This window comes from Curtobacterium sp. PhB172, from assembly GCF_003752545.1.
Lineage (GTDB): Bacteria > Actinomycetota > Actinomycetes > Actinomycetales > Microbacteriaceae > Curtobacterium.
Map to the genome: position 1 here is coordinate 175,584 of NZ_RKIF01000009.1, position 13,805 is coordinate 189,388.

Annotated in this window: 11 protein-coding genes; all 11 read left to right on the forward strand. The window is 70.3% G+C overall.

Translation table 11 applies throughout. The features are described from left to right. Positions 1 to 81 precede the first annotated feature (81 nt). The 11 genes from EDF42_RS19030 to EDF42_RS13195 all read left to right on the forward strand — a co-directional run bounded on the left by EDF42_RS19030 (position 82) and on the right by EDF42_RS13195 (position 13,693). Complete coding sequence (locus EDF42_RS19030) at positions 82 to 612, forward strand: TetR/AcrR family transcriptional regulator (RefSeq protein WP_395865571.1); 531 nt, start codon at positions 82 to 84, stop codon at positions 610 to 612. A gap of 216 nt (positions 613 to 828) precedes the next feature. Next, a complete protein-coding gene (locus EDF42_RS13150) occupies positions 829 to 1,752 on the forward strand; it encodes an ABC transporter ATP-binding protein (RefSeq protein ID WP_123292493.1) in 924 nt (307 codons plus the stop codon). After that, entirely contained in the window at positions 1,749 to 2,465 is a 717-nt protein-coding gene (locus EDF42_RS13155; protein WP_123672611.1) for an ABC transporter permease, read from the forward strand. The genes EDF42_RS13150 and EDF42_RS13155 overlap by 4 nt, the downstream gene beginning before the upstream one ends. Beyond that, positions 2,462 to 3,190, forward strand: coding sequence for an ABC transporter permease (locus EDF42_RS13160; protein WP_123672612.1), 729 nt, complete (start codon positions 2,462 to 2,464; stop codon positions 3,188 to 3,190). The genes EDF42_RS13155 and EDF42_RS13160 overlap by 4 nt, the downstream gene beginning before the upstream one ends. After that, positions 3,187 to 4,107, forward strand: a complete 921-nt coding sequence (locus EDF42_RS13165) for an ABC transporter substrate-binding protein (protein ID WP_123340387.1) — start codon at positions 3,187 to 3,189, stop codon at positions 4,105 to 4,107. Before EDF42_RS13160 ends, EDF42_RS13165 begins: the two co-directional genes overlap by 4 nt. 274 nt (positions 4,108 to 4,381) lie before the next feature. After that, positions 4,382 to 5,794: a cytochrome ubiquinol oxidase subunit I gene (locus EDF42_RS13170; protein ID WP_123340388.1), complete on the forward strand. Its 1,413-nt coding sequence runs from the start codon at positions 4,382 to 4,384 to the stop codon at positions 5,792 to 5,794. Between the two features lies 1 nt (position 5,795). Beyond that, positions 5,796 to 6,800, forward strand: coding sequence for a cytochrome d ubiquinol oxidase subunit II (cydB, locus tag EDF42_RS13175; protein WP_123340389.1), 1,005 nt, complete (start codon positions 5,796 to 5,798; stop codon positions 6,798 to 6,800). 10 nt (positions 6,801 to 6,810) lie between these two features. Then, positions 6,811 to 8,469 carry a thiol reductant ABC exporter subunit CydD gene (gene cydD, locus EDF42_RS13180; protein WP_123340390.1) on the forward strand — a complete coding sequence of 553 codons (1,659 nt, stop codon included), beginning with the start codon at positions 6,811 to 6,813 and terminating at the stop codon, positions 8,467 to 8,469. After that, positions 8,466 to 10,154 carry a thiol reductant ABC exporter subunit CydC gene (cydC, locus tag EDF42_RS13185; protein WP_123672614.1) on the forward strand — a complete coding sequence of 563 codons (1,689 nt, stop codon included), beginning with the start codon at positions 8,466 to 8,468 and terminating at the stop codon, positions 10,152 to 10,154. The genes cydD and cydC overlap by 4 nt, the downstream gene beginning before the upstream one ends. Continuing rightward, a complete protein-coding gene (gene leuS, locus EDF42_RS13190; RefSeq protein WP_395865576.1) occupies positions 10,151 to 12,745 on the forward strand; it encodes a leucine--tRNA ligase in 2,595 nt (864 codons plus the stop codon). Before cydC ends, leuS begins: the two co-directional genes overlap by 4 nt. A gap of 162 nt (positions 12,746 to 12,907) precedes the next feature. After that, positions 12,908 to 13,693, forward strand: a complete 786-nt coding sequence (locus tag EDF42_RS13195; protein ID WP_260235491.1) for a helix-hairpin-helix domain-containing protein — start codon at positions 12,908 to 12,910, stop codon at positions 13,691 to 13,693. The last annotated feature ends 112 nt before the right edge of the window (positions 13,694 to 13,805 follow it).

Genomic DNA, 13,805 nt, shown 5'->3' on the forward strand with positions numbered 1-13,805 from the left:
GGATCATCACTGCTCAGGAACGAGCCGGTCCAAGCCCGCAGTTCGGCGCGCCTCGCGGGTCTGCTCGACGCTGCTGCCGCGGTGATCGACGAGATCGGGTTCGAGCGACTCACGACCGCGATGGTCGCCGAGCGGGCCGGAGCGTCCATCGGCACCGTCTACCGCTACTTCCCGGACCGCATCGCCGTGGTCGACGCCCTCGCCATCCGCTGCACGCAGCGGCTCGCCGCGCGCTTCGTCGCGGCGCTCGACGCGAGCGGCGCGGAGACCTGGCAGCAGGCCTGCGACGCGCTGATCGACGAGACCGCCGAGCTGTACCGCACCGAGCCCGGGTTCCGCGCGATCCGCTTCGGTGACACCGCGGACACCGGCACCGGTGACGCCGAGGACCGCATGGGAGCGCTCGGCACCGCCGTCGGGCAGATCATGCGCGACCGGTTCGGGCTGCCCGACAACGAGCGCATCGCACGGGCCTGGGTCGTGCTGGCCGAGTCCGGCCACGCCGTGCTGGCGCGGGCGCACCGCGACCGCGAGCACCCCGACACGGCACTCATCGCCGAGTACCGCACGATGAGCCGTGCCCACATGGAGTCGGTGGTCGCCGCCGGCTGACCGCCGCGGGGTCCCGCACCCATCCGACGACGCCCGTGCTTTTCGAACAGGAGGCGCGGGCGTCGTCGTCCGCGCTGGTTCCGTCGTGCGCTCGGTCCGGTCCACGGTGGTGCGCACCTGTCCGGGACGCGCCGTGTGCCGGAACGGGTGAACCGCTGTCGGACCCGACGGGTACTCTCATCCGGAGTCGGGCTACCTCCGAACAGAAGGGCACCCATGATCGAGTTCCGCTCGGTACGAAAGACCTACCCGGACGGCACCACCGCGGTCGACGACTTCGACCTCGTGATCCCGTCCCGGACCACCACCGTCTTCGTCGGCTCCAGCGGCTGCGGCAAGACGACGCTGCTCCGGATGATCAACCGCATGGTCGACCCCACCTCGGGTTCCGTGCAGATCGACGGATCCGACGTCTCCGGCGTCGACCCCGTGAAGCTCCGGCGGAGCATCGGGTACGTCATGCAGAACTCCGGTCTGCTGCCGCACCGCAAGGTCGTCGACAACATCGCGACCGTGCCCCTGCTCACCGGGGTGTCGAAGGCCGACGCCCGCACGCGTGCGCTCGAGCTCATGGACACCGTGGGACTCGACCGGGCGTTCGCCGACCGGTACCCGTCCCAGCTGTCCGGCGGGCAGCAGCAGCGCGTCGGTGTGGCCCGCGGCCTCGCCGTCGACCCGAACATCCTGCTCATGGACGAGCCCTTCGGTGCCGTCGACCCGCTGGTCCGCAACGACCTGCAGGACGAGCTCATCCGCCTGCAGCGCGAACTCGGCAAGACCGTCGTGTTCGTGACGCACGACATCGACGAGGCGTTCAAGCTCGGCGACCAGGTCGTCATCCTGAAGAAGGGCGGCGAGATCGCCCAGCAGGGCACGCCGTCCGAGATCCTGGCCGAGCCGGCGGACGACTTCGTCGCGAACTTCATCGGCGTCGGCCGCGGGCGTCGGTCGTTGCGCGTCGAGCACACCCCCACGGGCCCCATCGTCGTGGACGGCGACGGGCGTGCAGCCGGGGTCCTCACCGGACCGGTCAACGTCGTCGACGCCGCAGCAGCGGTGCAGGCCGACCCCGCATCGAACCAGGCCGGAGCGTCGCTCGACGCCCCGGGTGCTCCGGCGCAGGGTGAGGGCACGCGGTGAAGTGGGTCCTCGCGAACCTCGACACGATCCGTGACGCCACGGTCGCGCACCTGGCGATCGCCATCCCGCCCATCATCATCGCGTTCCTGCTGTCCATCCCCATCGGCTGGCTCGTCGTCCGACTCCAGCGCCCCGGCGGATCGCGGTTCGCCTCGGGTGTCGGCAGCGGCATCGTGACGTTCGCCGGTCTGCTCTACGCGATCCCGTCCCTGGCGCTGTTCGTGGCGCTGCCGGGCATCATCGGCACCGGGCTGCAGAGCCCGGTCAACGTCGTGATCGGGCTGACCCTGTACGGCCTCGCGCTCATGGTCCGGTCGACCGTCGACGGGCTCACCTCGGTGGACTCGGGGACGAAGTCGGCCTCGACCGCGATGGGGTACTCGTCGGCGCAGCGGTTCTTCCGCGTCGAACTGCCGTTGGCCGGGCCGGTGCTGCTCGCCGGGCTGCGGGTGGTCTCGGTGTCCACGATCTCGCTGACGACCGTCGGCGCCGTCCTCGGCATCCAGAGCCTCGGGTCGCTGTTCACGGACGGCCTCGGCCGTGGGATCTACGAGGAGATCATCTCCGGCATCGTCATGGTCCTCGTCCTGGCGTTCGTGCTCGACGGGATCCTGGTGCTGCTCGGCCGGATCGTCATGCCGTGGACCCGGACGACCTCGGTGTCGCGCCGCCGGGCCCGCCGCGTCCTGCAAGCAGCGGAGGTCTCCTCGTGATCATCGGACAGGCCTTCGCCTGGGTCTTCGACCCCACCAACTACTCCGGGTACAACGCGATCCCCGGCCGCCTCTGGGAGCACATCTGGATCACGCTGCTCGCCGTGGTGATCGCCTCGGTGATCGCCGTGCCGATCGGGTACGCCATCGGCCACACGCGCCGCGCACGGGGCTTCTCGATCGCCGTGTCCGGGGGGATCCGCGCACTGCCGACGCTCGGCGTGCTCTCCCTGTTCGGACTCCTGCTCGGCATCGGCCTGCAGGCTCCGCTCCTGGCGCTCGTCGTGCTCGCCATCCCCTCGGTGCTGGCCGGTGCGTACTCGGGCATCGAGTCGGTCGAACCGGTGACCGTCGACGCCGCCAAGGCCCAGGGCATGACGGGCTGGCAGATCCTGTGGAAGGTCGAGGTCCCGCTCGGCCTGCCCCTGCTGATCGGCGGCTTCCGCGCAGCCGTGCTGCAGGTCGTGGCCACGGCGACGCTCGCTGCGTACGTCGGTGCCGGCGGCCTCGGCGGCTACTTCTTCCTCGGTCTGAAGACCCAGGACTACGCCGAGATGCTCGGCGCCTCCATCCTCGTGATCGCACTCGCGATCGCGTTCGAGATCGTGTTCGCCGTGCTGCAGCGGGCGTCGGTGCCCAAGGGCACCGCCGACCCGTCGGCCCGGCAGCGCCCGGGATCGCGCGAGCGAGCCCGCAATCCCATCCCGGAAGGAAATCCATCGTGATCACAGCAAAGATCCGTGCGGGCGTCGCAGCAGCGCTCGCACTGGGCGTCGCCGCCGCCCTGACCGGCTGCGCGTCGAGCGACCCGCTCGACAGCGGCTCCAGCGCGTCGTCCGACTCCAAGACGATCGTCGTCGGCTCGCAGCAGTACTACTCGAACGAGATCATCGCCGAGCTGTACGCCCAGGTCCTCGAGAAGAACGGCTTCGAGGTCAAGCGCAACTTCAACATCGGGCAGCGTGAGGTCTACATCCCGCAGCTCGAGAAGGGCGCGATCGACGTCATGCCCGAGTACAGCGGCAACCTGCTGCAGTACTTCGACAAGGACTCGACGGCGAAGACCGCCGACCAGATCGACGACGGCCTCGAGACGGCGCTGCCGAAGGGCCTCCGGGTCCTCGACGAGGCCGAGGCGACCGACCAGGACAGCTACACCGTCACGAAGAAGTTCTCCGAGGACAACGACGTGACGAGCCTGGCTGACCTGAAGGACGTCACGTCGAAGCTCACCGTCGGCGCGAACTCCGAGTTCCAGACCCGTCCGTACGGTCCGAAGGGCCTGAAGTCGGTCTACGGCGTCGACGTCGACTTCAAGGCGGTCGAGGACTCCGGCGGGGCCCTGACGGTCAAGGCGCTGAAGGACGGCACCGTCCAGCTCGCCGACATCTACAGCGCCGACCCGAGCATCAAGGCGAACGACTTCGTCACGCTCGAGGACCCGGAGAACCTGATCCTGCCGCAGAACGTCATCCCCGTCGTCTCCGACAAGGTGAACGACAAGGCCGCGGACGCGATCGACTCGGTCAACGAGAAGCTGACGCCCGAGGCCCTGATCGAGCTCAACACCAAGAGCACGGCGGACAAGGAGAAGGCGTCAACCATCGCCAAGGAGTTCCTGACCGACGAGGGCCTGCTGTAACAGCAGTCCTCGTGCGTTAGGCGACAGGCGTCGGGCAACTGCCCGGCGCCTGTCGTCGTTCGGCGGAGCGGGAATCGGCACATCCGTGCCGCACGGTTGTGCCGTGCAACACCCTTGCACGTTCGTGCACGGAACATTTCTACAAGTTGTCGAAGTCGGTGGTGACGCGGTACCGTTGAAGAGTCCCAACGGCTGTGACATCTGATGTATCCGTTCCACAGGAAGACACTGACGTGCACCGACTGCGCGCGGCGACCCGACTGGGAAGTGCCGCATGACCGACCTCCTCGACCCGCTCATCCTGTCGCGGTGGCAGTTCGGTCTGACGACCATCTACCACTTCCTCTTCGTCCCGCTGACGATCGGCATGGCCGCCGTGGTGGCCGTGTTCCAGACCGCCTGGTACCGGACCGGTCGCGCGCACTACCTGCAGCTGACCCGGTTCTTCGGACGCATCTTCCTGATCAACTTCGCGATGGGCGTCGTGACGGGCATCGTGCAGGAGTTCCAGTTCGGCATGAACTGGTCGAACTACTCGCGCTTCGTCGGTGACGTCTTCGGCGCCCCGCTCGCGCTCGAGGGGATCCTGGCCTTCTTCTTCGAAGCCGCGTTCATCGGCGTCTGGATCTTCGGCTGGGACCGCTTGCCGAAGGGACTGCACCTGGCGAGCATCTGGTGCGTCAGCGCCGGCACGATCATGTCGGCGTACTTCATCATCGCCGCGAACGCGTTCATGCAGCACCCGGTCGGCTTCTCGATGAACGAGGCCAAGGGGCGCGCGGAGCTCACCGACATCTGGGCGGTCCTCGGCAACAAGGTCGCCCTCGCCGCCTTCCCGCACACGTTGTTCGCCTGCTTCATGGTCGCCGCAGCAGTGATCATCTCGGTCGCCGCCTACCACCTGGCGCGGAACCAGAACCTCGAGACGATGATGCCGGCGCTCAAGTTCGGCATGTGGACCATGGTGGCTGCGGGTGCCCTGACGGTGCTCACCGGCGACCAGCTCGGTCTGACCATGGTGGACACCCAGCCGATGAAGATGGCCGCAGCCGAAGCGCTCTACAACACGGCGACCGGCAAGGACGCCTCGTTCTCGATCTTCACGCTCGGCACCCCCGACGGCGTGCACGAACTGTTCTCGATCCGGGTGCCCTACCTGCTGTCGTTCCTGTCCACGCACACCTTCAACGGCACAGTCGAGGGCATCAACGACCTGCAGGCGCAGTACACCCAGGTGTACGGGCCCGGCGACTACAAGCCGATCATCTGGGTCACCTACTGGTCGTTCCGCTGGATGATCGCGCTCGGCATCGGTGCGGTCATGGTGTCGCTCGCCGGCCTCTGGCTGACCCGCAAGGGACGGTTCCCGACGAAGCGCTGGATCTGGCGCGTCGCCACCTGGACCGTTCCGCTCCCGATGGCCGCGATGATCGTCGGCTGGATCTTCACCGAGATGGGTCGCCAGCCGTGGCTCGTGTTCGGGTTGCTCAAGACCAGCGACGGCGTCTCGCCGAACGTGACCGGGCTCGAGGTCCTCATCTCGCTCGTCGTGTTCACGGTGATCTACGGCTCGCTGGCGGTGGTCGAGTTCAAGCTGATCAAGAAGGTCGCGCAAGAGGGCCCTGCCGCTCCGGCAGAGGTCGACGAGGAGACCGGCGAGGTCAAGCACGAAGTGACGGTGTACTGAGATGGATCTGCCTGTCCTCTGGTTCGCGATCGTCGGCGTGTTCTTCGTCGGCTACTTCGTCCTCGACGGCTTCGACTTCGGTGTCGGCATGTCCCTGCCCTTCCTGGGCAAGGACGACACCGACCGTCGGGTGCTCATCAACACGATCGGCCCGGTCTGGGACCTCAACGAGACGTGGGTCATCGTCGCCGGTGCATGCCTGTTCGCGGCGTTCCCCGAGTGGTACGCCACGATGTTCTCCGGGTTCTACCTGGCGCTGCTCCTCATCCTCGCGGCGCTGATCCTGCGCGGTGTCTCGTTCGAGTACCGGCACCAGAACAAGCACCTCGAGTGGAAGCGTCGCTTCGACCTGATGATCATCGTCGGGTCCGCCCTGCCGTCGTTCCTCTGGGGCGTCGCGTTCGGCAACGTCGTCCGCGGGATCCCGATGGACTCGGGGCACAACTACACGGGCACGCTCTTCGACCTGCTCAACCCGTTCGCACTCCTGACCGGTGTGGCGACGCTGCTGGTGTTCTTCACGCACGGCGTCGTGTTCGTGGCGCTGAAGACCGAGGGCGAGATCCGCGAGCGGGCGAAGCGCCTGGCGACCCGGGCTGGCATCCTCACGATCGTCGTCGGCGCCGCGTTCCTGGTCTGGATGGCGTTCGTCCGGGCGACCCCGGCCTCGCTCGTGCTCTCGGTGGTCGCGGCACTCGCGCTCGTCCTGGCCGTGCTGTGCAACGCCTGGGGCAAGGAAGGCCGGGCGTTCACGCTCATGGCCGTCACGATCGCCGCGATCGTGCTCGCCATGTTCACGGCGATCTTCCCGGACGTCATGCCCGCCACCAACGACCCGGCGAACAGCCTGAACGTGTACAACGCCTCGAGCGGTTCGTACACGCTGACGGTGATGAGCTGGGTGGCGCTGATCTTCGTGCCCCTCGTGTTCGCGTACCAGGCCTGGACCTACTGGGTGTTCCGCAAGCGTGTCTCGCGGGCCCAGGTCACCCAGGCCGCGCACTAGGCAGGCGACGGTGAAGCCGCTCGACCCGCGACTCCTGCGCCTGTCGCGGACGGCGCGCGGCTTCATCGTCGCGGCCGCCGGCACCGGCGTCCTGCGCACGGTCGCGACCATCGCGATCGCGTGGGGGATCGCCGCCGCCGTGACCCTCGGCATCGACGCGGTCCAGGACGGCCGTGTCCCGGGCACCTTCGGGCAGGCGCTCGCGGTGCTGGGCGGCGCGTTCGTGCTCCGTGCCGTGGCGGCCTGGGCGACCGACGACCTGGCGGCCCGCGCCGCGGCGAAGGTGAAGAGCGAGATGCGCACCACGGTGCTCGCCCGCGCCGCCGAGCGGGGTCCGTCCTGGCTGGCGGGCCGGTCGAGCGCGGGGTTCGCCACCACCCTCGGGCCGGGCCTCGACGCGCTCGACGCTTACTTCGGTCGCTACCTGCCGCAGCTCGCACTCACCGCGATCGCCACACCGCTGCTGCTGGTCGCGATCGGCCTCGGTGACCTGACGAGCGGGTTGATCATCCTGTTCGCCCTGCCGGTGATCCCGGTGTTCATGATCCTGATCGGACTCGCGACCCAGTCGTTGCAGCGAAAGCAGTCCGACGCCCTCGCCAAGCTCGGCGGCGCCTTCCTCGAGGCGGTCGAGGGCCTGGCCACCCTCAAGGTGTTCGGTCGCGCCCGGCGCCAGGTCGGCCGCATCGGCGCGGTCACGGACGAGTACCGTCGCGGCACGCTCGGGGTGCTCCGGCTGTCGTTCGTCAGCGGGTTCGCACTCGAGCTCGCCGCGAGCCTGTCCGTCGCCCTCGTCGCGGTGTCGATCGGCATCCGGCTGGTGGACGGCTCGCTCGGGCTCGGCGCCGCGATGTTCGTCCTGGTCCTCGCCCCCGAGGCGTTCGCCCCCATCCGCCAGGTCGGTGCGGACTTCCATGCCGCCCAGGACGGCGTCGAGGCATCGGCAGCGGTCCTCGACGTCCTCGACGACGACACGGAGCCCGCGCCGCACCACGACACGGACCCCGCGGCGACCGTGCCGGCTGCGACGGCGTTGGCCGTGCACGGTCTGACCGTCCGCCGGCCCGACGTGGTGATCGGTCCGCTCGACCTGCACGCCGACCCCGGCACCGTCGTCGTGCTCGCCGGCCCGAGCGGCTCGGGCAAGTCGAGCGTCATCGCCGCACTCCGCGGCGTCCTGCCGCACGACGGCACCGTGGTCGTCCCGGGCGCCGCCGGTACGACCACCGCCGAGCGCACCACCTGGGCCGACCAGCGACCCCGCCTCGTGCGCGGGACCGTCGCCGAGAACGTCGCGCTCAGCGCGACCCCCGACGCCGTGGACGTCCAGACCGCGTTGCGCGACGCGGGGCTGGGAGTCGACCCGGGCCTCCCGGTCGGCGCCGGCGGCAGCGGACTGTCCGGCGGCCAGGCGCAGCGCGTCGCCGTCGCGCGGGCGCTGTACCGCGCCCGCCGCGTCGGCACACCGTTGGTCCTGCTCGACGAACCGACGTCGGCGCTCGACGCCGAGGCCGAGGCCCACGTCGTCGCCGCGATCCGCGGCCTCGCAGCCGACGGCACGGTCGTCTTGGTCGCGAGCCACCGACCGGCGGTCGTGGCTGCGGCCGACGTCCGGGTCGACATCGGTTCCGGTGGGTCGGTCACCGTCCGGACGGGGGTGCGCGCATGAGCCAGGAGGCCCGTGGAGCGTCCGTCCTGCGGCTCGCGATGCCGCACGGGTCGGGTTGGGCGAAGGCGGTCGCCGCCGGTGCGCTCAGTGCGGTCTGCGCCGTGGCGCTCCTCGCCGCGAGCGGCTACCTCATCACCCGCGCCGCGGAGCACCCGCCGATCCTCTACCTGACCCTCGTGATGGTCGGCGTGCGGGCGTTCGCCCTCGGGCGTGCGGCGCTGCGCTACGTCGACCGGCTCGCCGGGCACGACGCGTCCTTCCGGCAGCTCGCGGTGGTGCGCACCGAGATGTACCGGCGGCTCGCCTCGGTCGCACCGGCAGGACTCGGCAGCACCGGCCGTGGCGACCTGATGACCCGCCTGGTCACCGACACCGACCGGCTGCAGGACCTGCCCATCCGCGTCGTCGGGCCGCTGGTGTCCGCCGGGGTCGTCGCCGTGCTGTCCGTCGTCGCGGTGTCGATCGTGTCGGTGCCGGCCGCCCTCGTGCTCGTGCTCGCCCTGGCGGTCGCGGCGCTGCTCGGGTCGGTCGTGACGCGGTCGATCGCCGAGCGCTCCGACCGTGAGACCGCGGCGGACCGTGGTCGGGTCGCGGACCTCGTGCTCGACACCGTCCGGACGCTCGACGTCTTCGCGGCCTACGGCACCCTCGACGAGCGCCTGGCACACATCGCCCGTCTCGACGCCGGCGTCACCCGTGCGGTCCGCCGCCGTGGCACGGTCGAGGCGCTCGTCGGTGCCCTGGTCGGGCTGGTCGGCGGCGGCGCGGCGATCGGGATCCTGGTCGTCGGTGCACCCGCCGTGGTGTCCGGCTCGCTCGACGGACCGCTCTGGGCACTGACCGTGTTCGTGCCGCTCGCGCTGTTCGAGGTCGTCGGTGGCGTCCCGCTCGCCGTCCTCACGCTGCGCCGCGTGCGCGCCGCCGCCGAGCGGGTCGAGCAGGTCGTCCCCGCACGGGTGCCCGCGGGCATCGTGCCCGAACCCGAGCAGGACGCCGACCCGGCCGAACTGACGGTGTCCGGTCCGGTCAGCGTGGAGGTGCGCGACCTGACCGTGCAGTGGCCCGGAGCCACGACGCCGGCGGTCGACGGGGTCTCGCTCGACCTGCACCCCGGCGAGGTCGTCGTGCTCGAAGGGCCGAGCGGCGCGGGGAAGTCCACGCTCGTCGACGCGCTCGTCCGGTTCGTGGACCACCAGGGCTCGTACACGCTCGACGGGGTCTCGGCGAAGGACATGCACCCCGACGCCGTCCGCGCCCGCATCGGGCTCATCGAGCAGGACCCGTTCGTGTTCGACCAGTCCGTCCGACAGAACCTGCTGTTCGCCCGCGAGACCGCGACCGACGACGAGCTGCTCGCCGTGCTCGACCGGGTCGGCCTCGGCGAGTGGGTCGGGCGTCGCGGCGGGCTCGATGCGTCGGTGGGGGAGCGCGGTGGCCTCGTCTCCGGCGGACAGGCGCACCGGCTCGCCCTGGCACGCGCGCTCCTGCACGCGTTCCCGGTGCTGGTGCTCGACGAGCCCACGGCCGACATCGACCCGGACCTCGGCGACGCCGTCCTGCACGACCTCGTCACGACGGCGCGCGCAGCGGGCCGGACGGTCGTGATCGTGTCGCACGTGCCGGTCCGGGCGGACCTGGTCGACCGCACCCTGCGGATGGCCGCCGGCGGCCTGCTCGTCGGATGACCCGACAGGCGGACGCTGGACGGGCCTCCCGGCTTGTATCGTTGACGTCCGTGACCACCGAGCAGCACGCCGAGGACCCGAACGCCTACGACTTCCGTCGTATCCAGGAGAAGTGGCAGCCCCGCTGGGAAGAGCTCGGGCTCTTCACCACCGACCTGGACGACACGCGTCCGCGCAAGTACATCCTCGAGATGTTCCCGTACCCGTCCGGCGACCTCCACATGGGGCACGCCGAGAACTGGGCCCTCGGCGACTTCGTGGCGCGCTACTGGCGCCAGCAGGGCTTCAACGTCCTGCACCCCATCGGCTGGGACTCCTTCGGCCTGCCCGCCGAGAACGCCGCGATCAAGCGCGGGGTGGACCCGAAGGACTGGACGTACGCGAACATCGCGCAGCAGAAGGCGTCCTTCAAGCGCTACGCGCCGTCGTTCGACTGGAGCACCGAGATCCACACCTCGGACCCCGAGTACTACAAGTGGAACCAGTGGCTGTTCCTGAAGATGTACGAGAAGGGCCTGGCGTACCGCAAGGACAGCTGGGTCAACTGGGACCCGGTGGACCAGACCGTGCTCGCGAACGAGCAGGTCCTGCCCGACGGCACCTCGGACCGCTCCGGCGCCGTCGTCGTCAAGAAGAAGCTCACGCAGTGGTACTTCAAGATCACGGAGTACGCCGACCGCCTGCTCGACGACCTCAACCAGCTCGAGGGTCGGTGGCCCGCCAAGGTCATCGCGCAGCAGCGCAACTGGATCGGCCGGTCGGTCGGCGCGGACGTCGACTTCGTCATCGAGGGCCGTGACGAGCCCGTCACGGTGTTCACGACGCGCCCCGACACGATCCACGGCGTGACCTTCCTGGTCGTCGCACCGGACTCGGACCTGGCGGCGTCGCTCGTCTCGTCTGGTCCAGACGACGTCCGTGCTGCGTTCGACTCGTACCTGGTCGCCACCCAGAAGACCTCCGAGATCGACCGGCAGAACGCCGACCGCGCGAAGACCGGTGTACCGCTCGGCCGCTTCGCCATCCACCCGCTGACGGGGGAACGCCTGCCGATCTGGGCCGCCGACTACGTGCTCGCCGACTACGGCCACGGCGCGGTCATGGCCGTGCCGGCGCACGACCAGCGCGACCTCGACTTCGCCCGGGCGTTCGACCTGCCGGTGAAGGTCGTCGTCGACACCAACGCCGCGGTCACCGGAGCGATCCCGGTGATCACCGAGGACACCGAGCTGCCCGACCTCAACCCCGCCACCACGGGCGAGGCACTGACGGGTCAGGGCCGGATGATGAACTCCGGCCCCCTCGACGGCATGTCGAAGCAGCACGCGATCACCGCCGCGATCTCCCTGCTCGAGGAGCGCGGGACCGGTCGCGCCGCCAAGACCTACCGCCTGCGCGACTGGCTCATCTCGCGCCAGCGCTTCTGGGGCACGCCCATCCCGATCATCCACGGCGCCGACGGCAGCGAGCACCCCGTGCCGCTCGACCAGCTGCCGGTGCGGCTGCCCGACACCGAGGGGCTCGACCTCAAGCCCAAGGGCACCTCGCCGCTCGGCGGAGCGACCGACTGGGTCAACGTCCCGAACCCCGTCGACGGCACGCCCGCGCTCCGTGACACCGACACGATGGACACCTTCGTCGACTCGTCGTGGTACTTCCTGCGCTTCCTGGCGGCGAACGACGACACCCAGGCGTTCGACCCCGCGGTCGCTCGCAAGTGGGCGCCGGTCGACCAGTACATCGGCGGCATCGAGCACGCGATCCTGCACCTGCTGTACGCGCGCTTCGTCACCAAGGTGCTCTTCGACCTCGGTTACCTCGACTTCACCGAGCCGTTCTCGGCACTGCTCAACCAGGGCATGGTGCTGTCCGGCGGCTCGAAGATGTCGAAGTCCAAGGGCGGTGTCTCGCTCGGCGACGAGCTCGACGCGAACGGCGTCGACGCGATCCGCCTGGTGATGGGCTTCGCCGGCCCGCCCGAGGACGACATCAACTGGGAGGACGTCTCGCCGTCCGCCTCGGCACGCTTCCTGGCCCGCGCCTACCGCCTGGCGACCGACGTCACGTCGAGCCCCGACGTCGTCTGGGCCGAGGGTGACCGCGCCCTACGCCAGGTGACGCACCGGTTCCTGGCCGATGCGCCGGGCCTGATGGAGTCGTTCAAGTTCAACGTCGTGATCGCGCGGCTCATGGACCTGGTCAACGTGACCCGCAAGGCGATCGACAGCGGCCCCGGTGCCGCCGACCCCGCCGTGCGCGAAGCCGTCGAGACCGTCACGCTCGGCCTCGCCGTGTTCGCGCCGTACACCGGCGAGGAGATGTGGGAGCAGCTCGGGTACGAGGCCACCGTCGCGCTGCACGGTTGGCGGAAGGCCGACCCGACGCTGCTGGTGCAGGAGACCCTCACCGCCGTCGTGCAGGTGAACGGCAAGGTCCGCGACTCGTTCGAGGTGTCGAAGTCGATCGAGCCGTCCGAGCTCGAGGCACTCGCGCGGAACTCGGCGAACGTGCAGCGGTACATCGGTGACCGCGAGATCGTGAAGGTCATCGTGCGGGCGCCGAAGCTCGTGAACATCGCCATCAAGGGGTAGTCCTCGGGCGGCGCGGCCCGTCCACGGGGTGGGCGTCTGGCCGTCCACAGGGTGGGCGTCCGACGCACCTGTGCACAGACCAGCACTACGGAGCCCGGCCGATCGGCCGGGCTCCGTAGCGTTCGGGGCATGTCGTCGCCCTCGTCACCGGACCCTCGGTCAGTGGATGGCGCGCCCGCATCGGGACGCGTGCTCTGGTCGCGACTGGTGCTGTCGCCGCGGGCCGCGGTGGTGCTGGCCGGGGTCGTCGTGGCGGTCGCGCTCGTGGTGGTCCTGGTCGGGTCGCTGACGGGGCGTGGTGGTGCAGGGGCGGGTGGGGTCGTCGTCAGTGGTGCGCCCACCGCCGGTGCACCCACTGCCGGTGCGCCGACCGCCGGTGCGCCCACTGCCGGTGCGCCGACCGCTGGGTCGTCGACCGCTGGTCCTGCATCCGGTGGGGAAGCGGTTGCCACTGGTGCGGCGCGTGTGGTGGTGCACGTGCTCGGGGCGGTCGAGCGCGACGGCGTGGTGCGCCTGCCGCCGTCGAGCCGGGTCACCGACGCGATCGAGCGGGCCGGCGGCGCGACGGCGGACGCGGACCTGGACCGACTGAACCTGGCGCGGGTCCTGACCGACGGCGAGCGGCTGTACGTGCCGCGCATGGGCGAGGACGAGGTGCCGGCGGCGCTCGATCCGGTCGACGGCGGTGCGGCCGCGGCGGGCAGCAGCGGGGGCAGCAGTACGGGTGCCGCGGGTGCCTCGGGAACCGGCGCCGACTCCGTCGTCGACCTGAACAGCGCCGATCAGGCTGCGCTGGAGACCCTGCCCGGCATCGGCCCGGGGTTGGCCGGCCGGATCCTCGCCTGGCGCGACGAACACGGCCGGTTCACCGCGGTCGAGGACCTGCTCGACGTCAGCGGCATCGGCGACGTCCGGTTCGCTGAGCTGCGTGACCGCGTGCGGGTCTGAGCCGTGCCCGTGCAGCTGCGGCCCAGCGCGACGGACCTGCGGGTGGCGGTGCCGGTGGCGATCGCCTGGATCGTGACGACCGTGCTCGTCGGGGGACCCGCGGCAGCGCCCG